The 26,214-nt window shown below is 35.5% G+C and carries 33 protein-coding genes and 1 pseudogene; 17 read left to right on the top strand and 17 right to left on the bottom strand.

Going from position 1 to position 26,214, the window contains the following annotated elements; all coding sequences use genetic code 11:
• Positions 1 to 56: 56 nt before the first annotated feature.
• Entirely contained in the window at positions 57 to 1,085 is a 1,029-nt protein-coding gene (gene cydB, locus ABH957_RS24660; RefSeq protein ID WP_002164909.1) for a cytochrome d ubiquinol oxidase subunit II, read from the bottom strand.
• The gene (gene cydA / locus ABH957_RS24655; protein WP_404512418.1) at positions 1,075 to 2,424 is read right to left on the bottom strand and encodes a cytochrome ubiquinol oxidase subunit I; all 1,350 of its coding nucleotides are present in this window, start codon (positions 2,422 to 2,424) and stop codon (positions 1,075 to 1,077) included. Before cydA ends, cydB begins: the two co-directional genes overlap by 11 nt.
• A gap of 224 nt (positions 2,425 to 2,648) precedes the next feature.
• Here cydA and ABH957_RS24650 point away from each other — a divergent pair, with 224 nt between their 5' ends.
• On the top strand, positions 2,649 to 3,212 hold the full coding sequence (locus ABH957_RS24650; RefSeq protein WP_002015742.1) for a beta-class carbonic anhydrase: 564 nt from the start codon (positions 2,649 to 2,651) through the stop codon (positions 3,210 to 3,212).
• Here ABH957_RS24650 and yidD read toward each other — a convergent pair.
• Positions 3,209 to 3,445: a membrane protein insertion efficiency factor YidD gene (gene yidD, locus ABH957_RS24645; RefSeq protein WP_002112460.1), complete on the bottom strand. Its 237-nt coding sequence runs from the start codon at positions 3,443 to 3,445 to the stop codon at positions 3,209 to 3,211. The two genes, ABH957_RS24650 and yidD, sit on opposite strands and share 4 nt — an antisense overlap.
• Before the next feature lie 128 nt (positions 3,446 to 3,573).
• Here yidD and luxS point away from each other — a divergent pair, with 128 nt between their 5' ends.
• A complete protein-coding gene (gene luxS / locus ABH957_RS24640) occupies positions 3,574 to 4,047 on the top strand; it encodes an S-ribosylhomocysteine lyase LuxS (protein WP_001141371.1) in 474 nt (157 codons plus the stop codon).
• 61 nt (positions 4,048 to 4,108) lie between these two features.
• Here the strand turns inward: luxS and ABH957_RS24635 are convergent, their stop codons facing one another.
• The 4 genes from ABH957_RS24635 to ytzI are packed head-to-tail and all read right to left on the bottom strand — an operon-like array spanning position 4,109 to position 4,990.
• Positions 4,109 to 4,339, bottom strand: coding sequence for a YczI family protein (locus ABH957_RS24635; protein WP_002138770.1), 231 nt, complete (start codon positions 4,337 to 4,339; stop codon positions 4,109 to 4,111).
• Between the two features lie 24 nt (positions 4,340 to 4,363).
• Complete coding sequence (locus ABH957_RS24630; protein WP_404457689.1) at positions 4,364 to 4,594, bottom strand: DUF3953 domain-containing protein; 231 nt, start codon at positions 4,592 to 4,594, stop codon at positions 4,364 to 4,366.
• Between the two features lie 14 nt (positions 4,595 to 4,608).
• Complete coding sequence (locus ABH957_RS24625) at positions 4,609 to 4,839, bottom strand: YczI family protein (RefSeq protein ID WP_113938167.1); 231 nt, start codon at positions 4,837 to 4,839, stop codon at positions 4,609 to 4,611.
• A 1-nt stretch (position 4,840) separates the two neighbouring features.
• On the bottom strand, positions 4,841 to 4,990 hold the full coding sequence (gene ytzI / locus ABH957_RS24620; RefSeq protein WP_404512416.1) for a YtzI protein: 150 nt from the start codon (positions 4,988 to 4,990) through the stop codon (positions 4,841 to 4,843).
• Positions 4,991 to 5,073: 83 nt separating this feature from the next.
• Between ytzI and ABH957_RS24615 the strand changes: the two genes are divergently transcribed.
• The 3 genes from ABH957_RS24615 (at position 5,074) to ABH957_RS24605 (ending at position 6,605) form a co-directional block, all read left to right on the top strand.
• On the top strand, positions 5,074 to 5,391 hold the full coding sequence (locus tag ABH957_RS24615; RefSeq protein ID WP_002089150.1) for a hypothetical protein: 318 nt from the start codon (positions 5,074 to 5,076) through the stop codon (positions 5,389 to 5,391).
• An 84-nt stretch (positions 5,392 to 5,475) separates the two neighbouring features.
• On the top strand, positions 5,476 to 5,955 hold the full coding sequence (gene mutTA / locus ABH957_RS24610; RefSeq protein WP_002015736.1) for an antimutator 8-oxo-(dGTP/GTP)ase: 480 nt from the start codon (positions 5,476 to 5,478) through the stop codon (positions 5,953 to 5,955).
• Positions 5,956 to 6,068: 113 nt separating this feature from the next.
• Positions 6,069 to 6,605, top strand: coding sequence for a DUF3267 domain-containing protein (locus tag ABH957_RS24605; protein WP_113938165.1), 537 nt, complete (start codon positions 6,069 to 6,071; stop codon positions 6,603 to 6,605).
• A gap of 107 nt (positions 6,606 to 6,712) precedes the next feature.
• Here the strand turns inward: ABH957_RS24605 and ABH957_RS24600 are convergent, their stop codons facing one another.
• The gene (locus ABH957_RS24600; protein WP_404457685.1) at positions 6,713 to 7,387 is read right to left on the bottom strand and encodes an HAD family hydrolase; all 675 of its coding nucleotides are present in this window, start codon (positions 7,385 to 7,387) and stop codon (positions 6,713 to 6,715) included.
• 93 nt (positions 7,388 to 7,480) lie between these two features.
• Here ABH957_RS24600 and ABH957_RS24595 point away from each other — a divergent pair, with 93 nt between their 5' ends.
• A complete protein-coding gene (locus tag ABH957_RS24595) occupies positions 7,481 to 8,599 on the top strand; it encodes a recombinase family protein (RefSeq protein WP_404448368.1) in 1,119 nt (372 codons plus the stop codon).
• Positions 8,600 to 8,824: 225 nt separating this feature from the next.
• Entirely contained in the window at positions 8,825 to 9,052 is a 228-nt protein-coding gene (locus ABH957_RS24590) for a hypothetical protein (RefSeq protein ID WP_002089142.1), read from the top strand.
• A 34-nt stretch (positions 9,053 to 9,086) separates the two neighbouring features.
• Here ABH957_RS24590 and ABH957_RS24585 read toward each other — a convergent pair whose 3' ends face one another.
• Genes ABH957_RS24585 through ABH957_RS24575 form a run of 3 tightly spaced genes read right to left on the bottom strand, consistent with a single transcriptional unit; the run spans position 9,087 to position 11,669 of the window.
• Entirely contained in the window at positions 9,087 to 9,893 is an 807-nt protein-coding gene (locus ABH957_RS24585; protein WP_404457682.1) for an ABC transporter permease, read from the bottom strand.
• Complete coding sequence (locus ABH957_RS24580) at positions 9,886 to 10,650, bottom strand: ABC transporter ATP-binding protein (protein WP_002034467.1); 765 nt, start codon at positions 10,648 to 10,650, stop codon at positions 9,886 to 9,888. Before ABH957_RS24580 ends, ABH957_RS24585 begins: the two co-directional genes overlap by 8 nt.
• An 11-nt stretch (positions 10,651 to 10,661) precedes the next feature.
• On the bottom strand, positions 10,662 to 11,669 hold the full coding sequence (locus ABH957_RS24575; RefSeq protein WP_002089139.1) for an ABC transporter substrate-binding protein: 1,008 nt from the start codon (positions 11,667 to 11,669) through the stop codon (positions 10,662 to 10,664).
• Positions 11,670 to 11,789: 120 nt separating this feature from the next.
• Here ABH957_RS24575 and ABH957_RS24570 point away from each other — a divergent pair, with 120 nt between their 5' ends.
• The 5 genes from ABH957_RS24570 to ABH957_RS24550 all read left to right on the top strand — a co-directional run bounded on the left by ABH957_RS24570 (position 11,790) and on the right by ABH957_RS24550 (position 15,773).
• Entirely contained in the window at positions 11,790 to 12,086 is a 297-nt protein-coding gene (locus tag ABH957_RS24570) for a DUF3986 family protein (RefSeq protein WP_002034469.1), read from the top strand.
• An 11-nt stretch (positions 12,087 to 12,097) separates the two neighbouring features.
• Positions 12,098 to 12,328 (top strand): hypothetical protein, encoded by a 231-nt coding sequence (locus tag ABH957_RS24565; RefSeq protein WP_404457679.1) that lies wholly within the window; start codon positions 12,098 to 12,100, stop codon positions 12,326 to 12,328.
• A gap of 193 nt (positions 12,329 to 12,521) precedes the next feature.
• Complete coding sequence (locus tag ABH957_RS24560; RefSeq protein ID WP_404457676.1) at positions 12,522 to 13,085, top strand: YwbE family protein; 564 nt, start codon at positions 12,522 to 12,524, stop codon at positions 13,083 to 13,085.
• Between the two features lie 184 nt (positions 13,086 to 13,269).
• Positions 13,270 to 15,336: an LTA synthase family protein gene (locus ABH957_RS24555; RefSeq protein WP_404512414.1), complete on the top strand. Its 2,067-nt coding sequence runs from the start codon at positions 13,270 to 13,272 to the stop codon at positions 15,334 to 15,336.
• Positions 15,337 to 15,488: 152 nt separating this feature from the next.
• A complete protein-coding gene (locus ABH957_RS24550) occupies positions 15,489 to 15,773 on the top strand; it encodes an ABC transporter permease subunit (RefSeq protein ID WP_404457779.1) in 285 nt (94 codons plus the stop codon).
• Positions 15,774 to 15,798: 25 nt separating this feature from the next.
• Here ABH957_RS24550 and ABH957_RS24545 read toward each other — a convergent pair whose 3' ends face one another.
• Positions 15,799 to 16,608, bottom strand: a complete 810-nt coding sequence (locus ABH957_RS24545; protein ID WP_404512412.1) for an alpha/beta fold hydrolase — start codon at positions 16,606 to 16,608, stop codon at positions 15,799 to 15,801.
• Between the two features lie 21 nt (positions 16,609 to 16,629).
• Positions 16,630 to 18,657, bottom strand: a complete 2,028-nt coding sequence (locus ABH957_RS24540; protein ID WP_404448357.1) for a catalase — start codon at positions 18,655 to 18,657, stop codon at positions 16,630 to 16,632.
• A 172-nt stretch (positions 18,658 to 18,829) separates the two neighbouring features.
• Here ABH957_RS24540 and ABH957_RS24535 point away from each other — a divergent pair, with 172 nt between their 5' ends.
• Together ABH957_RS24535 and ABH957_RS24530 are read left to right on the top strand one after the other, a co-directional pair.
• A complete protein-coding gene (locus ABH957_RS24535) occupies positions 18,830 to 20,059 on the top strand; it encodes an ATP-binding protein (RefSeq protein ID WP_404457670.1) in 1,230 nt (409 codons plus the stop codon).
• 25 nt (positions 20,060 to 20,084) lie between these two features.
• Positions 20,085 to 21,302, top strand: coding sequence for an ATP-binding protein (locus ABH957_RS24530; RefSeq protein ID WP_088032190.1), 1,218 nt, complete (start codon positions 20,085 to 20,087; stop codon positions 21,300 to 21,302).
• A 147-nt stretch (positions 21,303 to 21,449) separates the two neighbouring features.
• Here ABH957_RS24530 and ABH957_RS29495 read toward each other — a convergent pair whose 3' ends face one another.
• The 3 genes and pseudogenes from ABH957_RS29495 to ABH957_RS24505 form a co-directional block, all read right to left on the bottom strand.
• Entirely contained in the window at positions 21,450 to 22,817 is a 1,368-nt protein-coding gene (locus ABH957_RS29495) for a collagen-like triple helix repeat-containing protein (protein ID WP_483862342.1), read from the bottom strand.
• Between the two features lie 138 nt (positions 22,818 to 22,955).
• A pseudogene (locus ABH957_RS24510) lies at positions 22,956 to 23,177 on the bottom strand (Nif3-like dinuclear metal center hexameric protein); the annotation flags it as partial.
• 62 nt (positions 23,178 to 23,239) lie between these two features.
• Positions 23,240 to 23,422: a hypothetical protein gene (locus ABH957_RS24505; RefSeq protein ID WP_242310586.1), complete on the bottom strand. Its 183-nt coding sequence runs from the start codon at positions 23,420 to 23,422 to the stop codon at positions 23,240 to 23,242.
• A 211-nt stretch (positions 23,423 to 23,633) separates the two neighbouring features.
• Here ABH957_RS24505 and ABH957_RS24500 point away from each other — a divergent pair, with 211 nt between their 5' ends.
• Positions 23,634 to 23,957, top strand: coding sequence for an iron-sulfur cluster biosynthesis family protein (locus tag ABH957_RS24500; protein WP_002089124.1), 324 nt, complete (start codon positions 23,634 to 23,636; stop codon positions 23,955 to 23,957).
• Between the two features lie 113 nt (positions 23,958 to 24,070).
• Positions 24,071 to 24,976 (top strand): DMT family transporter, encoded by a 906-nt coding sequence (locus ABH957_RS24495; protein ID WP_002034445.1) that lies wholly within the window; start codon positions 24,071 to 24,073, stop codon positions 24,974 to 24,976.
• A gap of 28 nt (positions 24,977 to 25,004) precedes the next feature.
• On the opposite strand, the gene ABH957_RS24490 is transcribed toward ABH957_RS24495, so the two are convergent.
• Positions 25,005 to 25,226 (bottom strand): hypothetical protein, encoded by a 222-nt coding sequence (locus ABH957_RS24490; protein WP_002015710.1) that lies wholly within the window; start codon positions 25,224 to 25,226, stop codon positions 25,005 to 25,007.
• Between the two features lie 288 nt (positions 25,227 to 25,514).
• Between ABH957_RS24490 and ABH957_RS24485 the strand changes: the two genes are divergently transcribed.
• Entirely contained in the window at positions 25,515 to 25,898 is a 384-nt protein-coding gene (locus ABH957_RS24485) for an ATP synthase subunit I (RefSeq protein WP_002089121.1), read from the top strand.
• Positions 25,899 to 26,214: the final 316 nt, after the last annotated feature.

The following is a 26,214-nucleotide window of genomic DNA, read 5'->3' as shown; positions in this document are numbered from 1 at the left end:
ATCGAAAATCATACGTAAAATAAAAAAGACACTTCGCTCGAAGTGTCTTTTTTATTTTAGTGATATCCTTTAGCAGAGTCTTTATGAATTTTATTTTTAAATATGCTGTAGCTCCAAAGCTGATATCCAATAACGATTGGTACCATGACGATTGCAACGAAGAACATAATTTTTAAGTTTAATTGACTACCAGCTGCGTTGTATAACGTTGTACTATAAGCGTCGTTAATACGAGATGGTAACATTCTTGGGAACATACCTGCAAAACCAGTTGTCATAAACATTGCGATTGTTAAGCAAACGAATGTGAATGCAAGGCCGATTTTATGTTTGTACACCATAATAAGTGTGAGTACACTCATTAACATTGCAAGTACTGGAAGAATGAATAGTACAGGATATTCCGTGAAGTTTTGGAATAAATTTGTACGATTTGCAGTTGCGACATAGAAAATAGCTAAAATGATAGCAGCTGCCATTGAAAATGGTCTTGCGATTTTATAAGCACGATCAGATACTTCGCCAGTTGTTTTAATCATAATCCAAAGGGCACCAGATACGACGAATATAGCAGTGAAGAAAAGACCACCTAAAATACCATAATGGTTTAGTAAGCTAAGTAAAGTTCCTTCATAACCATCTTTTCCGATTTGCAGCCCGTAATACAGGTTAGCGAATGTAACGCCGAATAAGAAGGCGATTAGGAAACTACCAATTGTAAATGCCCATTTACAAGTTTTTTGCCAAATTGGTGAATCGTCTTTATGCATAAATTCAAGTCCAGCGGCACGAGCAAATAGTGCAAGTAATACTAAAAACAGTGGTGTATATAGGTAACTAAACATATTTGCATATGTGATTGGGAAGGCAGCAAATGTTGCACCACCAGCTGTAATTAACCATACTTCATTACCACCCCAGAATGGACCAATTGCTTCTTGTAATTGATTTCGTTCTTGTCGGTCTTTCGCAACGAATGGGAAAATCATCCCGTTACCGAGTGCGTAGCCATCAAGAATGAAGTAAACTGTCCAAATTACGCCCCATAAACCGAACCAGATAATTGCAAGCATATCATGAGACATGAGCTGTACCTCCTTCAGTAGCAGGCTCTTCTAATGCAGCAGGTCCTTTTTTCGCGAACTTTAGCATTAAGTATGCATCTGCGATTAAAAGTAATGTGTAGAACAAGATTAAACTAATTAAGGAGAACCAAATTTGTGGAACAGATATAGGTGATACAGATTCCGCTGTACGCATCAGTTTATATACTGTCCATGGTTGACGACCTACTTCGGCAACAATCCACCCAGCGTTAATTGCGATATATGGTAGTAAAACAGACCACATTGTGATTTTTAAATAACGTTTTGAGTTTTCTAGTTTTCCTTTTCGGTTTAAGTAGAAACCGTACCAAGTTAATGCCATAAAGAACATACCAAGTGCAACCATTAAGTGGAAGCTATAGTACACGAGGTTAACATTTGGACGTTCATCTTTCGGAATATCTTTTAAACCAACAATTTCGCCATCAAATGAGTTTGTGTAGAAGAAGCTTCCTAGTTTCGGAATAGTAAGGAATTCAAAGTTTTTTTCGTTTTTTACATCAGGAATTTGAACAATCGAGAATCCTTGTCCTTTTCCAGTTTCCCAAACTGCTTCCATCGCAGCTCCTTTTGCTGGTTGATATTTAGCAGCTGATACACCGGATTGATGGCCCATAAATGGTGTGATTGTTGCGGCGAATAAACCTAACATTAAACCAAATTTAAATGATTTTTTGAAGGATTCCACTTCGTTTTTACGTAGTAAGTGATATGCACTAATTGCCATAACGAAGAAAGCACCGACAATATAACAACCAATTACAGTATGGAAGAACATGTTCCAAGCGTATGGATTTGTAACAAGAGCCCAGAAGTCATTTAATTCAGCGCGGCCATTACGTACTACATAGCCAACGGGGTTTTGCATAAAGCCATTTGCAGTAATAATCCAAAGGGCAGAAATATTTGTTCCAAGTGCAACCATCCACATACAGAAAGCACGGAATTTTGGTGAGATTTTGTCTTTACCGAATAACCATATTCCCATGAAAGTAGATTCTAAGAAGAAGGCAACGAGTGCTTCGATTGCGAGAGGTGATCCGAAAATATCCCCCATATATTTGGAGTACTCAGACCAGTTTGTTCCAAATTGGAATTCCATCGTAATCCCAGTTATAATCCCCATTACGAAGTTAATTGTAAAAAGTTTTCCCCAGAAATTTGCCATTTTGCGGTATGTTGGATTCAATGTGCGGGCGTATTGAGTTTCCATACATGCTACTAAAATAACAAGTCCGATTGTCAAAGGTACAAATAAAAAGTGATAAAAAATAGTAATTGCAAATTGAAAACGACTTAGTAACAGAACGTCGGACATAATAAATATTCACTCCTTTTTTACATTATCTACAATCAGTTTATAGTGAAAAAACGTTTAAAGTATGTGAGACTTGTTACAAAGGTGTGTGTATATTTTGAAAGAAATATGTCGATTATCTGAAAATATCCTATTTTTACTATAAAGCAATATCCTTTTTGAGTTTTTCAAATTTTGGTACACTACATATGTAATGTAAATGAGAGAAAAGAGGGTTCTTTACTATGAAGTCATTAGAAGAGATTTTACAATACAATGAAAAATTCGTTGAAGAGAAAAAATACGAAGAGTATGAAACAGGAAAATTTCCAAATAAAAAAATGGTAATTATCTCTTGTATGGATACTCGTCTTGTTGAATTATTACCGAAAGCAATGAATATGCGTAACGGTGATGTGAAAATTATTAAAGTAGCAGGCGCTGTTATTTCACATCCATTCGGAAGTATTATGCGTAGTATTTTAGTCGCTGTATATGAGCTTGGAGCTGATGAAGTATGTGTTGTCGGTCATCATGATTGTGGTATGGCAAAAATTCAAGCAAGCAGTACAATTGAAAAAATGAAAGAGCGCGGCGTAACAGAAGAGAAATTAGATACACTTCGTTATTCTGGAATCGATTTAGAAAGATTCTTACAAGGGTTCTCTAGTGTAGAAGAAAGTGTAGAACATAGTGTGTCAATACTCCGCAACCATCCGTTACTTCCGGAAGAAGTACCTGTTCACGGTCTTGTTATAGATCCTGACACAGGAAAATTAGATTTAGTTGTAAATGGTTACGACAATTAAGAATTTACTTTGTCATCCTTTTTATCTGGGACAGGATCAAATCCTCCTGGATGGAAAGGGTGACATTTTAATATACGCTTACATGTAAGCCAAAATCCTTTGAAGGCACCGTGTTTTTGAAACGCTTCTAATCCATAATGAGAGCAAGTCGGATGAAAGCGGCACGTTGGCGGTGTCATCGGAGAAATGAACTTTTGATAAAAGCGTATAATACCGATAAAAATCTGTTTCATAATGGTCTCCTTTTCAGCATAGTCTTAAAGTATTATAGCACGACAGTACATAATACTTTACTAATGTGCATTTCCGTTATATCATATTGGATATAACGGAATTAAATTAAAAGCGGGAGAGATGTTGTATGCCATCAGTAGAAAGCTTTGAATTAGATCATACGATTGTAAAGGCACCTTATGTAAGACATTGCGGAGTTCACAACGTAGGTAGCGACGGTATTGTAAATAAATTCGATATTCGTTTTTGCCAACCGAATAAACAAGCAATGAAACCAGATGTTATTCATACGTTAGAACATTTATTAGCATTTAATTTACGTAAATATATTGATCGTTATCCGCATTTTGATATTATCGATATTTCACCAATGGGTTGCCAAACAGGATATTATCTTGTAGTAAGCGGAACACCGACGGTTCGAGAAATCATTGATTTATTAGAACTAACATTAAAAGATGCGGTTCAAATTACAGAAATTCCAGCTGCAAATGAAACACAATGTGGCCAAGCGAAGCTTCACGACTTAGAAGGAGCACAACGCTTAATGAACTTCTGGCTAAGCCAAGATAAAGATGAACTTGAAAAAGTATTTGGATAAAGAAAAACTGCCTGTGAAAGGGCAGTTTTTTTATTTTGTTAAGAGAAAACTTGCTCTTCTTTTATGAAAGTATACTAGACACTCCAACATATAAAATAAAGACAGAACCGAGAAAATAAACAAATGCTTTTGCTTTTTGCTGCTCTTTTATTTCATCAATTCCAAAAAGGATAAACATAATACTTAAAAGGATAAATACGAATGGTAAAAGCATAGAGAGGTTTGCAAAGAGGCTAAGTAGAGCGAGAATGAGAGCGATAGTAGCTATTATAATTCGAAAGTTTTTTAACATGAAATCCTCCTTTAAATAGACAAATTAACGAAGTATTTCTGAGATACCTAGATATAAAACTGCTGCACCGACTAAAAAAGCGAACGTACTACTTACTTTTTTATGTTCCATTATTTCCTCTATACTTACAATGAAAGCCATACCGCCTAAAAAGATAAACATATAAGGCATAATTCCTATATTGCCAGCAATAAAACTATAGATTGCTATAGATAAAGCGATAAGTGAAAAAGTAATTCGAACTCCTTTTAACATAAAGGACCCTCCTTCTATTTTATGTAGGTAATGATGAGGACAATCCAAATGAAAGCTCCAGCAACAATGCAAATAAATCCGGTTCCTGAATCCTTCTTTTTTATTTGCTCAATTGCGATGAGAAACATTAAAGCGCCTAATAGAAATTGTGAAAGTGGTAGAAAGTTATTTTGACCTGTATAGAGCCCAATTGCCGACATAATTATCACAGTGAGTGCGATTGCGATGCGAAGTATACGAGGCATACTATGATTCCTCCTTATTATTTTTCGAGTAAGGGTTATCTTCGGGCTTATCAACAGAATGTTTATATGCGTAGCCTTTATTAATCGTCATGACGGAGAGTACTAATACGATCAGTACGATTATAATGCCGATAATTAATATTTGGAGCATGAAATCCCTCCTTTTCTTTATTTTACATAATTTTGTAATTGATGAAAACAATAGAAATTAAAAGGATGAAAGAAGGGTGTTACATGGAGAATAAAAAAACATATTATATATCAGTTGGGAATGGTCAAATTTCGCAAGTGAAGACGGCGGATACGTATAATTTTGAAATTTATGCAAATGACGAAGAGATTACGGAGTTAAGAGAGTATTTTGATCAAGCGTATGAAGAGGACTTAGGTTCGTATGTACGCTCCCACGTTCCATTCGTTGAGTATCATCACGATTCGAATAATGATCGATACGATGAACAACTACAAAAAGCATATAAAATGATTTATGATCTAGGGAATCATGAAACGAAAGAATTAGTCGCGCAAATGGGAATAATCAATGGATTGTAATTGGATAATATTATGCAGAAAAGCGAGAATATGCTACAATTTGTGGTAGGAAAAACTTGTAATCATCAATAGGGGAGTAATGGCATGTACAAATTTAAAGATTATTACCACAACACTGTACAATTATCGTTTGAACGTTACCCATTTTCTCCTGAGCCAAAGCATGTTTGGGTTGTATGCCGGTACGGGGATCAATGGTTATTAACGCATCATTTACGCCGTGGTCTTGAATTTCCAGGTGGTAAAGTAGAACTCGGGGAAACACCGGAAGAAGCGGCAGTTCGAGAAGTTCATGAGGAAACCGGCGGCATAGTTTCTGATTTAACTTACTTAGGGCAATACAAAGTATCCGGAAAAGACAAAATAATCATTAAAAACATTTATTTTGCAACAATTAGTGCGGTAGAGCAACATACGCATTACGAAGAAACGAAAGGGTCTGTGTTATTAAAAGACATTCCTGATAATATTAAAACTGATAGAAAATTTAGCTTTATTATGCGCGATGATGTATTAGCGCGTACGATGAAACATATAGAAGAAATCGGCTGTTTTACGAAGTAAAGTGGCCGGTTTCTTTTTTTGTGTTCAAAATAAATGTAAATATATCTTTACATTTATTTTGGGTATATTATACAATTTTGTAAAGGTGTATTTACGTTTTAGGAGGGGAAAAGATGGATAAAAGAAAAGAAACGACTGTTGCGGTTTCGATGGTTAAATTAAATTTCTATGCATTTCTTATAATATTTGTTTTGGCATTTGGAATTAGTTTTTTACATGCGCTTTTTTCAGGCGAGTTTCAAATTGAAATTACATTGCCGATTATGTTTCTTTTGATTATTGGAATGATTATTCTCGTTTGTATTCATGAGGCAATACATTTAATTGGATTTCGCTATATCGGAGGTGTTCCGTGGAGTGAACTAAAATGGGGCGTCAATTGGAAATTAGGTGCTGCATATGCTCATTCTAAACAGGTGATTACAGTAAAGCAAATGAAGACAGTGTTAATGCTTCCGTTTTTACCAACTGGAATTTTACCAATTGTATTGGGATTAGCTATGAATCTGGAGCCACTCTCATTTTTAGGGATTCTACTAACAGCAGGTTGTATCGGTGACATTGCTTTATATAAAAAAGTTTCAAAGTTTCCAGATGATGCGCTAGTTAAAGATCATCCGAGTAAACCGCAGTTTACAGTATATGAATAATAAAGGAAGAGGAGGCGTTTTTGAAAAATGGCCTCTTTTTGTTTGTCAGCTTTTGTCGATAAGCCGATGTTCCTTGGCGAATCGCTGATAAAGTGAAATTTCATTTACTATCGTCTTGTTTTTCTCTCCGCCCCTAAAAATGAAAGAACCTCCAACAAATCATCCACCACACGTGAATGTTCAAAGTCACCCCAAAATAAATCTCTCTTCCAAACGCCAAGAATCCCTACTTGTTCAGAACCAAGCACATCATTTTCTGGATGGTCTCCAACGTAAAGGCATTCTTCTGCTTTTACGTTTAGCTTTTGTAAAGCACGTTCGAAAATCTCAGGGTGAGGCTTTTTAATTCCTTCCGCTTCTGAAACAAGAATCGTGTTTGTATACGTATGTATGTTTAGTGCTCGAAGGTTGTTCATTTGAAAATCAGTAAAGCCGTTTGTAATAATACCGATTTTAATGTTTTGCTGAGTTAGTTGTTGAAGTAATTCATGCATGTTTGGGAAAGGGATACAATGATGTTGGAAGTTTGTAATGTAGTCGTGCAGCAGTTGCTCTTGCGTTAAAGTGGTAATGTTGCATTCGCAAAGGAGAGTGGAATATACCTTATCTTTCCATGTGTAACCATTATTGTCGAGTTCGAGAAAACGAGAGCAATACTCGAATTTTTCTATGTTTATCAAATGAAAGGCGAAGCGATTATATTGATCACGAATAAATTGCTCTAGAGATTGGCGACGATCTAATAGTGTTCCATCTAAGTCAAATAAGATTGCTCGAATCATGGGAAACCTCCATACAGTTTTTATAATTAATTATCGCATATTCGTTAAAAAATGATTATGATATTTTTGTAGAATGGAATAATGGAGGTGCGTATGAAGAAACTGTATGGCAAGTTAGTGTGTTTTATGATTTCAACGGGCTTAGTAGCTGGATGTGATATGTCGGAGCAAACTTCGAAAAGAGAGAAAAAAGATGTGTGCGAAACGACAGAAGAATGCACACAAATAGGTGATAAAACACTTCAAAAAGTATATAAAAAGATAGATGGACTTTCAGAACTTGAAGTACTAGAGGATTATGATTTAGAAGGACATTCAAGTAACGATATGAAAGAAGCAGAAATGAAAAAAAAGGATGATGAAAATTATTTCTTTTTAGCTTCTTATTATATTGATGGTGATGAAATTGTAGATCCTTATTTCGATAAATTAGATCGCAAACGATTGAATAAGGCTTTTGCGGAGGATAAGGACGCGAAAGAAGAAGTATTAAAGCAACGTCAAGATAGGGATTATCATGAATCGTTATGGGAGATGTATAGCACGCTTATTCCTGCTAAGTATCGCACTGACATAAAAGAGTTTGATATGGTAACAGATGGATACGATGGAATTGTGGCTCATGTTATGCCGAGTATGGAGTATCCGAAAGAGTGGACCATTAGTTTAGATACGCTTGATTCTGCAGTAAATATCGATCAAGTGATGAAAACATTAATACATGAGACGGCTCACGTATTGACACTGGGACATAAACAAATACCAGTAAATGAAAAGTACTTAAAGGCTTTTGAAGAAGATAAAGATATTTCATCATACCAAAATAAATGTAAATCTCTTTTCTTACAAGAAGGATGTGCGAAGGAGAGCTCTTATATAAATCAATTTTATAATTCTTTCTGGAAACCAATTGACCAGGAGTGGACAGAAAAGAAAGTGGAAGAAAGCGAAGAAGCTCAAATTGAATTTTTTAAGGAAAAGCATGGTGAGTTTGTTTCACTGTATGGAACGACAAATGTAGCGGAAGATATCGCGGATACATTTACAGCGTTTATTTTACAAGATTCAAAAAAGGTGAAAGAAGGAACAGAATTAAAATATAAAAAAATTGCCTTCTTCTATCAATTCCCCGAGCTTGTAAAAATGAGAGCGGAAGTGTTAGTGGGATTATATGATGTTTCGAAAACGATGGAACAACCAAGTGGACATTAATGCGAATTATGTGTTCGATATATTTTAGCCAAGGGAAAACGTGAAGAATTATAGTTCTTTGCGTTTCTTTATGTTTATAAAATTGAAAATTCTGTCTTTTTTAAAAAAGAAGAAGGAACTGAATCATTAAAATAGAATTAGTATAAAAACGTCACAAATTAGACACAATTATAATGCGCATAGTATAGGGGCTATAAGTTTACTCTCGAGGAGGTAATGAAACGTATGAAAACGATTCTTGCTGTTGCTGGTCTCATTTGGGTAATGTCTCACGGTTTTCCGATTTTTGAAGGGGAGCAAATTCGTAGTGCATTAAATAAAGAGTTTAATGATTATCATATTATTGATCGAAAAGATAATGTCGTTACGGTGCGTGTGAAAGATTGTTTCCATACAGTTACGGTTGCTAATGGGAATGTTACAGATGATTCGAAAATGTGTGATAAAAGGTAGAAGAAAGAAGCTGACTCTAGCGTATCGCTCTAAGTCAGCTTTTTTTTCGTTTTCCAATAAGGAGTTTTTCAAATGCCTCGACAAATACATACATAAGAGTTGCGAGGACACAAGTGAGCAATACACTGAGTAAGACGAGTGTGAAGTTAAAGACTTGGAATCCGTAGCTAATTAAATAGCCAAGCCCTTGTTTAGAAACGAGGAGTTCCCCGAAAATAACACCGACCCATGATAAGCCAACATTCACTTTTAACGTTGAAATAATTGCAGGGAAAGATGAAGGGAGAATAACGTGCTTATAGCATTGCCATTTATCTGCGCCAAATGTGTCCATGACCTTAATATAGTTGGAATCGACTTCTTGAAATGCGCTGTAAATAACGAGAATGGTAATGATGATGGAGATGATTACCCCCATTGCGATAGAGGATGAAATATTTGGACCGAAAATAACAATGATGATTGGACCGAGTGCAACTTTTGGCATTGCATTTAGGACGACGAGATAAGGATCAAGTACGCGGGCCAAAAGTGGCATCCACCAAAGGAGAGTAGCAATAATAGCTCCGAGTATAGTTCCGAGAATGAAGCCTACTCCTGTTTCAAGTAATGTCGTCCATATGTGGACCCAAAGTGAACCGTCAATCCATTTCGTTAAAAAGAGATCCCAAATACTTGAAGGAGAGCTAAAGAGTAAAGGATCAATCCATTCTTTTTTACTAGCTATTTCCCATAGTGCAAAGAAAAGAACAAGAAGTACAAGTTGTAAAGAGCGAGCTAACCATGCATGTTGTCTTTCTTTTTTTCGAAACTGTTCATGTAGTTGTTTTATATTATCCAAGTCGTTCCAGCTCCTTCCATATTTCTTGGAAGAGGGATGGGAAGTCATGGTGGTGGCGTGCTTCTAACGGCGATAAGGAACGGATACTTTCTGGGACGATGAATGTTTTTGCAATTTTTCCAGGGTTCGCTTGCAGCAAATAAATACGATCACTCATCGCAATTGCTTCTTCAATATCATGTGTCACAAGTAGGGATGTTTTCTTATAGTTACGTAGTAATGTGAAGACGAGATCTTCTAGTTTTAATTTTGTTTGATAATCAAGAGCGGAAAATGGTTCATCTAACAATAAAATTTTTGGGTCGGTCGCTAATGTTCGAACGAGTGCAGCACGTTGGCGCATACCACCGGATAGTTCACGAGGGTATTGCTGTTCTATATCATATAGGCCGACTTGTTTTAAAAGCTTTAATGTATGTTCTTTCGTATTTTCATCATAAACCTTCCGAATATGAAGTCCGAGCATAATATTTTCTTCAATTGTTTTCCACGGAAACAAGTAATCTTGCTGGAGCATATAGCCCATAGAGGGGGTCTTAGTTGTAATCGGTTCACCATCTAAAAATACGATACCTTCAATTGGATCGAGTAGACCTGCGATGATGGAGAGGAGCGTTGTTTTTCCGCAACCACTTGGACCAAGGATTGAAATAAATTCGCCTTCTTCTACTTGCAAACTCATATCTTCAAGAATAAGTTTGGCATTTTCTTTTGCAAAAAAGCAGTGAGAAACGTTACGTATTTGTAAAAAGCTCATACACTTCGCCTCTATTTCTTAATAACGCTTTCGGCAATTTTTGTATTGACGAGCGCTTCATGTGGAACTTCTTTTTGTAATTCACCAGATTCTTTCATAATCGTTTGGAGTTGTTTCCATTCTGCATCATCTAATAATGGATTTGTCGCATAAGAATGTTGTTTTTTGTAGCGCTCAATTACTTTTACTGAAATGTCTTTTGAAGTGTCTTTAAATAGTGGTGAAACGGCATCGGCAATCTCTTCTGGACTATGTGTATCAACCCATTGCTGCGCTTTATATAGTGCGCGCGTGAATTTTTCTGCAGCAGCTTTATCTTTCTTTAAGAAACTTTCTTTTGCCATAAACGTTGTATAAGGAACAGTACCAGATTCAGCTCCGAAAGACGCGACGATATAACCTTTTCCTTCCTTTTCAAGTATACTTGCAGTCGGTTCAAAGAGCTGTACAAATTCTCCCGTACCAGATGCAAAGGCATTTGCAATATTAGCAAACTCGATATTTTGAATTAAGTTCGTATCTTTGCGAGGGTCAATGCCATTTTTCTTTAAAACGTATTCACCAACCATTTGCGGCATGCCGCCTTTACGCTGTCCTAAAAACGTAACGCCTTTTACGTCGTTCCAATTAAAAGAGTCTAATTTTTTACGGGAAACTAAAAATGTGCCATCTGTTTGTGTAAGCTGCGCAAAATTAATGACAGGATCTTTTGCTCCTTGTTGATGAACATAAATAGACGTTTCTGAACCAACGAGAGCAATATCAATTCCGCCAGATAAAAGGGTGGTCATCGTTTTATCTCCGCCAGCTGTTGTTTGTAAGTCAATATTTAAGCCTTCATCTTTAAAAAATCCTTTTTCAATTCCAACATATAATGGTGCGTAGAAAAGAGAGTGTGTAACTTCGCCAACGCGAATTTTTTGAGCTTGTTCTTTCGTACTTTCCTTTGTACTACTACAAGCAGCGAATGTGAAAACAGCTAGTAACATGATGCAAAAAACGGTTATTAATTTTTTCACTATATGACACCTCCTAGAAGTCAATCTACAAGCATAATATGTAGGTAAGTGCCCATATGTGAGTATATATAGCAGGAATTTTTTGGGTAGTAAAGAAGTACAAATATAAGGGGTGATAAAATGGATTACGAATACGATGATAGCGTACATTTACATCTTGATTATTTCGGAACTGAATGTGATATGGAATCGATTGCTTATAAGAGGAAGCATGAAGACGTGTGGGATGTGTATTTTAATTTTGGAGTATACGGTCTTCAGAAAGAGGAGATAGAGACAGGTCGGTTTATGGACGAATATGCTGGTTATTACGTTTTTTCTGTACATGCTCGTGATTTGAGCTGGGAATTTGGAAGTGCTCAGTTTGAAGAGTGGGTTTTGAAGAACCATATAGTAGAAAGAACGCTTCAAAAATAGGGAAGAATTTCGTGGTTGAATTTCTCATCTTATTGTTTATTTTTGTAGTCGGATCTCTTATTATGCAAGTGCTCATGTACCGATTTGCAAAGAAAAATATTCATAAATACAAAAGATTGAAATTGGTTCATATGTGGTTAGATATGACTATGAAAAAGGGTCCGAGATTAGATTTTTTTGATTTTATCTTTATAGTAATCGTGTGTATCATATGGAAACTATGGATGCTTCCTCTTGTATAGTAAACATGCTAATCATCGTATCCTAATAAATAACGAGAAGAACCTGTCACATGACAGGTTCTTCTCTATTTGGAGCATGTAGTGTTACATGGAAAATCCAATGTATACGACAAATTACGACAAGGGGATTCATACACATTTGTTATTCTATTAAAGGTCATTATTTGTAATGTATATATAGGAGGATTTTTTAATGTTAAAAAAATTATTATTATTTTTACTTACGGGCTTATGTGTAGTTGTTTTAACAGCTTGTAAAGATGAAGAGGAAAAGCTGAAAGCAGCGGAAGAACAGAAAATAGATGAGAAGAAAGTTGAAGAAGGTAAGAAGATAGAAGAGCAGCAAAAAGCAGAGGAAGAAAAACGTAAGCAAGAAGAGCAGCAAAAAGTAGAGGAAGAAAAACGTAAGCAAGAAGAGCAGCAAAAAGTAGAGGAAGAAAAACGTAAGCAGGAAGAGCAACAAAGAATAGAAGAAGAGAAGCATAAGCAAGAGGAACAAAGAAAGATACAAGAGCAACAGAAAGCACAGCAACAACAGTCTGCAAAACAAGAAAAAACAACACAAGCAACAGGTGGGAAACCGACAAGATCACAAATTTCGGTTGGTTCACATGTAGTTATTCAATTGGATAAAGATTATAGTAAAACAGTGAGTGGTGTTGTGAAAGATATTTTAACAAACACAGAAACACACACGTACGGAATTAAAGTTCGATTACAAGATGGACAAATTGGCCGTGTTCAAAGTGTTGGGTAGTGAAAAAGAGATTTCCTTTCTTAGGAAATCTCTTTTTTCTATTCGGTATGTACAAGAGGTAACAGATGACATTATACGGAGGGTGTACATGAGAAGACGTTGTGTACATAATATGTTATGTTTATATAAGTAATATTTTATTACGGTGCGGGGTGAAATTAATAAACAGAAAAGAGGGAATGAATTGAGGTGTGATTTTTCATTTCATCAGCCAAGAAGAAGTATATTAATTTCAGCGATGTTAAGTGGCCTAGTAACCCTATATGTAATACCCACACTTTTCTTGATTTTAAAATATTTTAGTTTAGATACGATGAAAGATATGTTAAATCAAAAAATTGTCTTAAGTATAATGACAATTTTGATGTGGATTGTACTATTGTATGTTGCGCATTTGAATAAAGATATTGTTAATAAATTTAAACGGATTATTAGGATTTATATTAGAATGTTTTTAGTAGCGCATGTGGTTACTTTGCTTTTTATTTTTATGCAAAATAATATGAATCTCGTAAATACACTGAATTGGATTTACAATTATAACGCACAGTTTATATTTAGTTTAATTGTAATTTATGCGATATATGTTTTGGTGTATAACGTACTTGGGAAAGTTTTTTTGAGTACTATTTTGACAAGCATTTTGCTAATCATTTTGGCTATTGTAAATCACTTCAAAATTGTTTTTAGGGGAGACCCACTATATCCTTCTGATTTTACACAGATTGGACATATGCAATCTGTTATACCAATGGTGATGGATTATTTTAGTTGGGGTTATATTCTTCTCGTTATTGTAAGTGTTGTTGTCTGTATTTTGGCGGGTATGTATGTGAGGAAGTATATTCAAAATGTAAAAGTTCATGCAGGCGTACGAGTACTATTTATAATAGGATCCGTTTTTATTTTATATGTGTATGGTAATTTTACGAATACGTTTATGAATAAATGGTTTCAAAAGTCAGGTATAGAGTTCGTTTTGTGGAATCAAAATGAAAATTATGCTTCGAACGGTTTTGTGTTAGGCTTTATAAGTAATCTAGATACAACAGTTATTGAAAAGCCGAAAGAGTATTCAAAAGAAAGTATGCTTCAAATAGCAAACGATATAAAGAAACAATATAGTAGCAATATAGGGACGCAGAAGCAAAAAGAGAAACCGAATATTATTTTTGTAATGAGTGAATCGTTTTGGGATCCAACGAAGTTAACGAACCTGTCCTTTAGTGAAGATCCTTTACCGAATTTACATCATTATATAGAAAGTTTTCCGGGTGGACAAACTATTTCTCCTGCATTTGGAGGAAATACTGCAAACGTTGAATTTGAGGTATTAACGAGTTATTCAATGAGTTTGTTAAAACCAGGATCTATACCGTATCAGCAAGTTGTTACAAATAAGAAAGAAATTCCATCAATTCCTCGAGCTTTGAAAAAAGAAGGGTATTATACAAGTGCAATTCATTCGTTCGGTCGCTCATTCTTTAAACGGGATGACGTATATAAAGTGTTAGGGTTTGATAAGTTTAATGCACAAGATACGATGGAAAATGTAGAAGTTGATGGAGATTATATTAGCGATTTATCTATGAGTAAAGAGATAATAGCTGAATTAGAGAAGCAAAAGAAACCTACTTTTATTCATGCGGTTACAATGCAAAATCATTTTCCATTTACAGAAGGAAGATTTGGCGAAAATCAAATAGAGATTAGTGGTTTAGAGAATGAAGAATCGAAGGCTGAATTAGAGACTTATACAGAAGGTTTAAGACGTTCAGATGAAGCTCTTCAATATTTAATAGAGGAGCTAGATAATTTAGATAGACCTACATTATTAGTATTCTTTGGGGACCATCTCCCATCACTAGGAACAAATAAATCTCTTTATAAAGAGACTGGTTATATAACGAATGAAAAAACGCCAAGTGAACGATTAGCGATGGCGCAAACGCCGTTATTAATGTATGCAAATTTTGATATGCCAAATGACAATTTAGGTTTAGTAAGTCCAATCTATTTTTCAAATCTTGTCTTTGATTATGCTGGATTAAATAAGGTACCGTTCTATCAATTTTTATCGAAGTTATATGGAGAAATTCCCGTACTTCGTGATGAATTGAAGATAGGAAAAGACGGAGAAGCAATAAAAAGTTTAACAGAAAAACAAAAAGAAATGTTAAAGAAATATGAGTTTATTCAATATGACTTACTCATCGGAAAGCAATATAGTAAGGATATATTATTTAAATAGGCGACAAAAAAGAACTTGTATACGATACAAGTTCTTTTTTCATAGTATTTAACGGGATAACCAGACAAGCTAGGTTTAGGGAGTATTACTTGTACATTTAGTATAAATTAAAATAGAGTCGTTTTAATAATTGATTTGTGAGAAGTATGTGAATTTTTCATCTAGTATATAATTGGACAATTTGTTTAATTTTAATAGAATCAGTTCCAAATTTGTTATTAATTTTTAGTTTGCAATTATTTGTTGTATGGATTTATAAACAGACAGGATATCGCTTCGTTACTATTTATGCGTTTAATGATGAACGTGCATATGTCTTACCGATTCTTTGTATGACGATTGTTCCAACTCTTCATTTTTTCCGCATTATCGTTTTATTTTTAATGGAAGAGAAGAATAAGCCATATGTGGAATTTGCTCGTGCAAAAGGTAGTTAAGAAAAAAGAATTTGCCGTAAAGGAACTATAAATTTAAAAATTTTATCAGTTCTTTATTTAACTCATCCGCTTGATCGATTGGAGAGCCGTGGCCACTATTTGTAAGAGGATATAGTTCAGAATTTTTAATTCGCTCTTTTGTTAGCTCAGCACTTTTATAAGGGATGAGTTGGTCGTGCACGCCGTGGAATATTTTTGTTGGAACGTTAATTTTACTTAAATCTTTCGTTACGTCTTCGTTCGCGGCTGCTTGCAAAATTTTGATGAGAGCGTATGAAGCGGATTGCATACCGAGATAAGAAAACCATTCTAGTGTAGCCGCTCCTAAGTTTCTATTAAAAAATGATAAAGATACATCACTTAGAAACTTAGGTAAATTTACATACATTTGATTAATAAGAGCATCTGCTTGTTCTTTCGGTACGCCGTAAGGGGATTCTTGGTTTTTCACGAAAGAAGGAGAGACAGCATCCACTAATGCAAGTTTGGAAATACGACGCCCATCATATCGTGACATATACCGAATAGAGAGAGCGCCACCGACTGAGAAGCCGACTAACGTAGCATTTTCTATTTGAAGTGCTTCTAATACAATTGCGATATCATCAGCTAAACGATCATAAGTGTAACCAGTCCATGGTTTATCAGACTGTCCGTTTCCTCGTATATCCATGGCGATGCAGCGGAAACCATGTTGTGGTAAGATATTAAATTGATATTGGTACATTTGATGATTTAAAGGCCAGCCATGAATGAAGAAGACAGGTTTACTTCCAGGGCCTGGGTTAATATCCTCAACAAAAATGTGTACATCTTTTTCAACTGTAACGAACATGATGTATCCTCCTCATGCATTTTAATAGGCTCTTTCCCAAAATCGCTGTTTTGTCATTGCCTGAATAAATTCATTTGCAAGTAAGGTAGGGTTTTGTTCTGTTATAACGCCAGGTTTTCCTTCGATGTTTAAAGATTGAACAATAGTAGTTCCATTTTGGAAAGCGCCAATTGGCTTAAAGTGATTATACGATTCTACGACGAATGAACTTGCCTTGTTAAGAAAATGATCATTAATATTTCCGCCAATAAGAAGTAGCCCATCATAAAGAAGTGGTGACCCTGTTAAGAAAGTATCATTCACTTCCCACTGTCCATTTTGAGAGCCTTGCACAAAACCTAATTGTTCGGAAATAATAACGGGCTGAAGACCGGCTTGTTTGAATTGATTTATAATATATTGTGCGTTTTGACCGTCATATCCGTTTGCGACAATGACGCCTACTCGTAATGTATTTGGGCTGAATGTTGTATGTTCCATACTTAGTGCTGGTGAGGATTTTGTAACATTTGATTCTTGAACATTTGGCACTGTTGCCCCGACTGCTTCAGCTACTAAAGTAGCTAATTCTGTACTTATATGACCAATCATACCTACGACTTGTTGGCGAACTGATTTACTTTTTACTTTTCCTAATTCAAAGGAAAAGGCCTGCATAATATGGATTTTTTCGACGTGGCTCATACTATTCCAAAATAAACGGGCTTGTGAGAAATGGTCTTTAAAACTAGCGGCTGTTTCTCTTGTTTTATGTCCAGAAACAGTAGAAGGATATGTAACGAAACCGCCTTTCGTACCAGGTACAGTAAAGGGAGAGTTATTAGCTAAAGAGTTATTATGGTAAGCGACTTTTCCTTTATCAATTATATATTTAGACGCACCATCTCTTTGATTGTTATGAAAAGGACATACTGGACGATTAATCGGTAACTCTTGATAGTTTGTACCGACGCGTGCTAATTGTGTATCTGTATAAGAAAATAGTCTACCTTGTAAGAGAGGATCATTTGTAAAATCGATACCGCGGACGATGCTTCCAGGGTGCAGTGCGACTTGTTCTGTTTCCGCAAATACGTTATCAACGTTCCGATTTAACGTCATTTTTCCGATGATTTTAACAGGGAAGTCTTCTTCCGGCCAAATTTTCGTTGCATCTAATATATCGAAATCGTATTTAAATTCGTCCTCTTCTTCTAAAATTTGAACGCCAAGTTCATACTCAGGGTAGTTTCCAGCATTAATATTTTCCCATAAATCACGGCGATGATAATCTGGATCAGCGCCGCCTAGTTTTTGAGCTTCATCCCAAATTAACGAGTGAACGCCAAGCTTTGGCTTCCAGTGGAATTTTACGAATCGTGACTTCCCATGTTTATTAACTAAACGAAATGTATGAACGCCGAACCCTTGCATCATTCGAAAACTTCTCGGAATTGCGCGATCCGACATAATCCACATCATCATCGCAGCTGATTCTTGATTATTGGCGATAAAGTCCCAAAAAGTATCGTGTGCTGTTTGTCCTTGGGGAATCTCATTATGTGGCTCTGGTTTAAGGGCATGAATAAGATCCGGAAATTTAATACCATCTTGAATGAAGAAAATCGGAATGTTATTACCCACTAAATCGAAATTTCCTTCCTCTGTATAAAACTTAACAGCGAATCCTCGTACATCTCGGTTCGTTTCATTTGCACCTTTTGATCCAGCAACTTCAGAAAAACGAATAAAAATAGGTGTCTTTTTAGATGGGTCTTGTAAAAAATGAGCCATTGTTAAGTCTTCTAAAGAATCATATAGCTCAAAAACACCATGTGCTCCGTAACCGCGGGCATGAACGACTCTTTCAGGAATTCGTTCACGGTCAAAATGAGCGAGCTTTTCTCGCATCAGGAAATCTTCTAAAAGTGTAGGACCACGATCGCCGGCGGTTAAAGAGTTTTCATCATTTGAAATTTTGACACCCGTATTCGTTGTCATCTCTTTTCCTTCATTGTTTTTCGTAAAGGATTGTAACTGTTCTATCTTCTTATTTTCACGACCGTCCATATAAAGCACCTCCCATATTATACGTATTATTGTTCATGGTTTTTATGCTTACATATGGTGTGGGGAAGTATATTATCTATGGATTTATTTTCCTCATTTGTTCAATTTATCTTTGTTTGTCTATGGAAATCATTTATTATAATAAATGGTATTCTTTTGAAGGGGTGTTGAAGTGGAAGAGAGTTTTCTATCAGCTAAAGAAGAAAAGAAAAACGCTAAGATTTTCTTATGGGTAATACATGTTATTTTAATTGTATACGAGGTTGCATACGCGATTATATTAGAAGATACAATGCCTTTAGGAAATTGGCATAAAGGGATATGGAAGCTTGCATATATTATGGCTATATTAGGTATTAGTGTTTACTTATTTGAGAGAGAAAAAGCATATTTAGTTAAATATACATATTTATTTGCATACATGATCGCAGAGACTTTTAATATTGGATGGTATGCTTTTCATAATACAATAGCATTTGATGAAGGGAATGTAATTGAATATATTTTCATTTTCTTCGTGCCGATCTTTTTGAGTAAAAGATATTTATTTGTCCTAGCGCCATTCCTTATAGGGAAATATATGATATACCTATTTGTATTTGGAGAACTTAACCTGTTTATGTCTCTTGTTATAAATATGGTGTTACTTTTCGTGTCATTTATTATTTTAAATCGATTTTTACAATATCTTTCAGCAGTAAAGGGACGTATTGCAGAGGCAAGTCAGTCACAAAAATTGGCGGTTATCGGAAAAATGGCAGCGACAGTCGGACATGAAATTAAAAACCCACTTGCTTCATTAAAAGGGTTTACGCAATTACAAAAAGAGAAACACGAAAAAGATGCAACATATGAACAAATGATTCTCGAAATCGAAAATATGAATAATATGATTAGTGAATTAATGGAGGTTGCTACATGTAAACCTTCTGTTTATGAAAAACACATTGTAAGTGATGTTTTAGTACAAGCGGTAGAAAACATGCGCGGAAAAATGAACGAGTTAAATATAAATTGCACCTTTAATGAAGAGCAAAATAGAAGTGAAATTGAATGTGATAAACGCAAATTAAAAGGAGTATTTTTGTATGTTATTAAAAATGCTTTAGAGGCAATGGAACATGGCGGAACATTAAAAATACAAGTTGAAAATAAAAAAAGAGATTATGTAATAGTAAGTATAGTAGATAGTGGTTTTGGGATAAAAAAGGATAATTTAGGACGAGTTAAGGATGCTTTTTATACAACGAAGCAAGATAGAATTGGATTAGGTCTTACGGTAGCAGAGCGAATTGTGACAGAGCATCTTGGAGAATTACACATTTCTAGTGAAGTAAAGAAAGGAACGAGAGTAGAAATACTGCTCCCGAAAAAATGTGAGCGCAATGTGACACAAGATTAAGAGGTGTTGTTAAAGGAGTTATCATATGGAAAAAGGCAATATATTTGAAAAAGAAGAGATAAAGGCATTAATAATATTTTTAAGCTTATTCTTCGTTATATTTTTTGCGTATGATTTTGCTGAAAAAGCTATTGTCCTTTTATCAGATAAAAATCAAAAACTAGCAGATGCTTTTGGAGAAGGATTAGGTTTATGGCTATATAGTTTGATGGTTGGATTATTCTTTATAGGACTTTATTTTATGAAATGGAAAAAGCCGTATATTGTGAAGTATATTATTTTAATTGGCTATAATATATTGGATTTTATTAATAACTTCATTATTTATTACGGAAGTGATGCGGAATTTGATGGTGGGAATATAGTAGAAGGATTCTTTATTTTATTTGCACCGATATTTGTGAATAAGAGGTACTTTTGGTTAGTTGCCGGAACTATTGTTGGAAAATATGCACTTATGGGATTCGTTGTTCAATCCTTTATTGTTCTTATCCCCATAGCATTATATAGCGTGTTTGTTATTATATGTTGGATTATATTTTTAAGATTCCAATCTTACGTTCGTACACTTGAAATGATGGATAAAGAAATACGAAATGTAGAGAAATTAGCAATGGTTGGAAAAATGGCGACAGTAATTGGCGATAAGATTAGAAGACCGTTAGAAAAATTGAAAAAACTTGTGAATAAGCAAGCGAAAAAATATCCAGAAGATAAAATTTATAGTGAAATTATGAGACAGGAAGTAGAGCGAATTCATACAATTGCTACAGAACTAAATGGGTTTGAGAAATCTAAATCGGTAGAATCCGAAACGCATAATATTAAAGAAATCATCTCTTATGTTATCAGGGTTATGGAAAAGCCAGCTTTAGAACAAGGGATAAAAATGCATGCTATTTATAGTAAAGATATACCATCAATTACATGTGAGGAAAAACGATTGAAACAAGTATTTTTTAATTTAATAAAAAATGCGATTGAAGCAATGTCAGTTGGCGGAACTATTACTGTAAAAGTTATAGTGGAAGATGTGATCATTGTTCAAATTATAGATGAGGGATGCGGCATTCCGAAAGATAAAATTCCAAAGCTAAATGAAGCTTTTTACACAACGAAAGAAACTGGAACAGGTTTAGGATTAGTAGTTACGGAAAAAATTATTAAAGATCACCACGGTAAATTGAACTTTGAAAGTGAAGTTGGAGTTGGAACGACTGTTGAGATTATGTTGCCGATTTAATGATAGTGTAAGAGATAAATAGAAAACATCACTTAATCAAAAGTGATGTTTTTTAATTTATCTTGCGTTAAGATCCAATTGGTTCAACCAATAATCAGTAGGGAAGGGATCCCCCTACTGATTAAAGCTTTTTCTATAGAGTACAGTTTAAATAGAGGTAATTAGAAAAATAGAGTATATAGCACTGTCAGTAATCCCAGGGCTAATATAAAGGCATAATGCGTCTCCTCTTGAAACTGGATTTCCAGTTGTTGTACTAGTCCAAATAACAGTGGCAGGTCCTGGTAAAGGGGTAGGGTCATACACTTGAACTAGCTGTGATCCAACGTCTGAAGGAGTAATAGTAAATGTGATTGTTCCAGTGATTTTAGCCGTAGTGGTAAAAGTAATAGTAGATATAACGTGATTAGAGGTAGGGGCGGAAAGGTTTGTTGGGATATTAGTGCAGATTTGAATTGTATAAACTTCTATAGGCAAATTATTTACATTTATAGATGCAGAAAAACCAGCTATATTTCCAGATCCAGCAATTACATAAGGAATAATATTGGAATCAACTGCTGGAGCACCTGCTATACGTTGAAACTCAGCGTTAGTTCCTTGGAAAAGGATGCTTTTTGCTGAACTGCTACCGGTGTGCCCAGTGATTCCGGTAGGTCCAGTAATACCAGTGGGTCCAATGCTGCCAGTAGGCCCGGTGTTTCCGATGGAACCAGTAGAACCAGTAGAACCAGTAGAACCAGTAGGCCCGGTGTTTCCGATAGAACCAGTAGGACCAGTAGCTCCGGTAGAACCAGTAGCTCCGGTAGAACCAGTAGCTCCGGTAGAACCAGTAGAACCAGTAGAACCAGTAGAACCAGTAGAACCAGTAGAACCAGTAGAACCAGTAGAACCAGTAGAACCAGTAGAACCAGTAGAACCAGTAGAACCGGTAGAGCCAGTAGACCCGGTAGGTCCGGTAGAACCAGTAGAACCAGTAGAACCAGTAGAACCAGTAGAACCAGTAGGACCAGTAGAACCAGTAGAACCAGTAGGACCAGTAGAACCAGTAGAACCAGTAGCTCCAGTAGCTCCAGTAGCCCCGGTAGGTCCGGTAGGTCCGGTAGAACCAGTAGCCCCGGTAGGTCCGGTAGACCCGGTAGACCCAGTAGGTCCGGTAGACCCAGTAGACCCAGTAGACCCGGTAGAGCCAGTAGAACCAGTAGATCCGGTAGGACCACCTTCTACCAATAAGATATAATCTTGAGACACATTCGGAAATCCTTGAGGTGCATCTTTTTTTACAACATAGCCGCTACTCGTGTAAGTGACAACTTGTCCCGTTTTATAGTTAGGAGCGGCTGCTAGACTAAAAGCGGTAGTACTTTGCAAACCGGACCCGGTAGGCCCGGCATTGCCAGTAGGACCAGTAGAACCAGTAGCACCAGTGGGTCCAGTAGCGCCAGTAGGTCCAGTACTGCCGATAGAACCGCTGTTGCGTCTACCGTCACAACTAAAGCAATTGCGTTGGTACATATATTATCTCCTTTCTATATTTTTGAAAATATAGTTTTAAAAGTAGAACTACTATATATATATTGTAGATTCTATATTTTTGTGTGGTCGATCGTATTGTGTATATAGATTTTAAAAATAGGGGAGGTATTATTAGTTTTATAACCACCAGGTCTCCTGCGGAATCAAAGTAACATCTACATCAAAATTCTCTTTAAACCAATCATACATCAATGTCTCTTTCACTAAATATTCAGAGGCAGAGTGTGACACACCGATGAGTGACATATTTGTTTCTTTCGCATAATCCATAATGAGTGAGTATTTATGCCTACCATAATCATTGTCGATATGGCAATGGATTTCTCCTGTAATAAATGATTAAGTTATTGTTCTATTTCTTTTAAGGCTGGCATGTTTGGTAATCCTCCTTAAGATAGTTCTTACTTTGTTAGTTGTTTTTGTTTTTTTATGGAAAAATAAGAAGCGGATAGGAAACAAATAAAACCTAGAATCCAGCCAATAGAAGGAGAATAGGGAAGTATATGTTGTAATATCATTCCGCTAGAAATAAAAAAGCTACCTAATAGACATAAGAAAATGAGATATCGCTGTAGTTTGAACATCAGTGATACAACCTCCTTTATCACGCATTAACTGCCCGTAAAAGCTTGATTGGCGAGGGCTAATAATCAGAGGGGGATGGATACCCCCCTGATTAAAGTTTCACTTTATCACATATATTTTATAGTAGTCTTAATTTTCTGCATATAAGATTCAAGAAAAATGGTGGTACAATATATAAATGATACGAGAAGAGAGGATGTAGGTTAACACATGTACGTTACTGTAACAGAGGCAGCATATAAAAAGATTATGGATACGATTCCAAGTGAAACGAAATATATAAAGTTATTTTATGATAATGAAGGTTGCGGTTGTGTTATGAGCGGGATTATTGATTTAGTAGCCGTTTCAGAGAAAGATGAGCGCGATGTAGATATCGAATCAAGCGTACTAAACTTTATTGCAGATCGCACAAAGCTTGTATTTATGGATGATAAATTAACAGTTGATTGGCATGAAGTTGGAGGGACTTTCCAGCTGAAGAGCCCAAGCCAGTTTTATAATCCGAATATGAAGTTACATGTTCGAGTATAATGAAGAGAGAAGGAGTATATAATATGCTCCTTTTTCTTATGGATTTTTTCACATAATGAAATGTACATATAGTTGAATTTTCTGTATAATTCTCTTTGCGGAGGGGGTTGCGCATGAAAAGATGGGGAATTGAGTTATTAATTTTAAGTGTCGTTATTATTTGGGGGATTAACTATACGATTGCGAAATATGGACTTTTAGAATTTACAGCAATTGAGTTTACTGCAGTTCGAATGATGACAGCAGCACCACTACTGTTATTACTTACGTTCTTTATCGAAAAGTCACTTTATATGGAGCGAAAAGATATACCAAGATTAATCATCGTTAGCGTTGTAGGTATTGTACTGTATCAAACGTTATTTATGGAAACTGTAAAATACACATCCGCTACAAATGCTTCTTTACTCATATCTATTTCACCTATTTTTACAACTTTATTTGCGATTTTCTTGAAACAAGAAAAATTCTCTTCTCGAAAGTTAGTTGGTTCCATGATTGCCTTTATTGGTGCTACATTAGTTTTAGTAGCGGGGCATTCACTCGCTAGTTCTTTCTACGGAAATGGGATTGGACTTATTACATCAATATGTTGGGGACTTTATCCCGTTTTAGCAGGGCCGCTTATTAAAAAATACTCAGCATTACGTGTTACTGCATGGTCGACATTAGTTGGAGCGATTCCGCTTTTATTGTTAAGTGGTCCACATGTATTTGTCATGCCATTTCACATTACACACGGAATGACACTATTTGCTTTACTATATTCTGTTTTCTTTGTAACAGTATTCGGTTTAGTCATGTGGTATGTTGGTGTTCAAAAAATTGGTGCGTCACATACGATGGTATATATGTATATTACGCCGCTTGTAGCTGTTTTATTTGCAGCTGTATGGGCAAATGAATATGTATCGTTTCAACAAATAATCGGTGGAATCATCATTTTCTTCGGTTTATGGTTTGTGAAATCAGAGAAAGTAGAAGCTAATTCTATCGTGCAAGAACCTATATCAAAATAGGAAAACAGATCACCTATGATCTGCTTTCCTATTTTTTTATTTTTGGTAAAAATACGAGGAATAAAATGGCAGTAATAAGTGGGATTAAATTAAGAAAAGGAATACGGAAGAGTGTAATAAGAATAATACCTGGAAGAAGAACACCGAGGACAGCATAGAAAATACTATGTTTTTTCATGTACCAATATAATGAAAGTCCAATAAGTGCAGGAACAATGAGATGAATGAGAGCCATTAAAAAATAAATCATTAGACGCCCCCTTTATTTATGTGCTTATTACATCATATCCGTATGTTCATAGATTGATATCAATTTTTTCATAATTGGACGAAAATGTTTTGAAAAACGTCACATTTATGAGGGATTCTATATTAGAAATCTTGTATAATATTATTTCCTAAAAGCATTTTAAAAACATAAACATACTGTTTATGTTTTTAAAATTTGAGTGAAATGAATTTTTAGTATATGGACTCGAAAGAAATGAGTTATATAGCTTTGGTTAGATAGATAAAAACTATTGAAGGGGAGTACAATATGATTAGTATGTCATTAAGGTCGTTTAAAATTCAATCGTATTATCTACTAGGTATTCTGTTATTAGGCTGGATGTTAACACCGTTTTCAGCACATTTTCTAGGTGCAGGAATTGGACTTATTGTAAGCATGTATTGTGTTTGGATTTTAGGAAGGCGTATCGAAAAGCTTGGAGATAGTATAGTAAAGAAGACGAAAGCGCCGACGCTTGGTATGTTTAATCGCTTTGCAGCTGCAATTTTGGGTGCTATTATTATGTACGAAATTGAGCATCATATGGTAATGTGGGCATTTGCAGTAGGTATTCTGGGTGGTTATTTCTTAATCGTTATTAATTTAGGTTATTATAGTATGAAGGATGAAGAAGAATTAACAAAGGGTTAAAAGAGCTAAAAGAGCCTCTTTTTAGATGGAATAGAGGATCCAGCGACGGATAGAAGCGGTTAGGGCCTTTTTTAGCCACATGCGGTGTGAAACCAGAAGGAGCAAGTGAGCGAGAGATCTCTTTATATTTTCAAAGCCTTGATTTGTATGTGTGAAAATCCGAGTATATCAATTGAAAATTAGGTTTGGAGTTTTTTTAGATGGAATAGAGGATCTGGCGGTGGATAGAAGCGGTCAGATCCTTTTTTAGTCCCATGCGGTGTGAAACGAGAAGGATGTAGTGAGTGGGAAAATAGTTTATATGTTCGAAGCCGTG

The organism is Bacillus sp. RC242, from assembly GCF_044908245.1.
Lineage (GTDB): Bacteria > Bacillota > Bacilli > Bacillales > Bacillaceae_G > Bacillus_A > Bacillus_A mycoides.
This window is presented reverse-complemented; position numbering and strand designations above follow the sequence as displayed.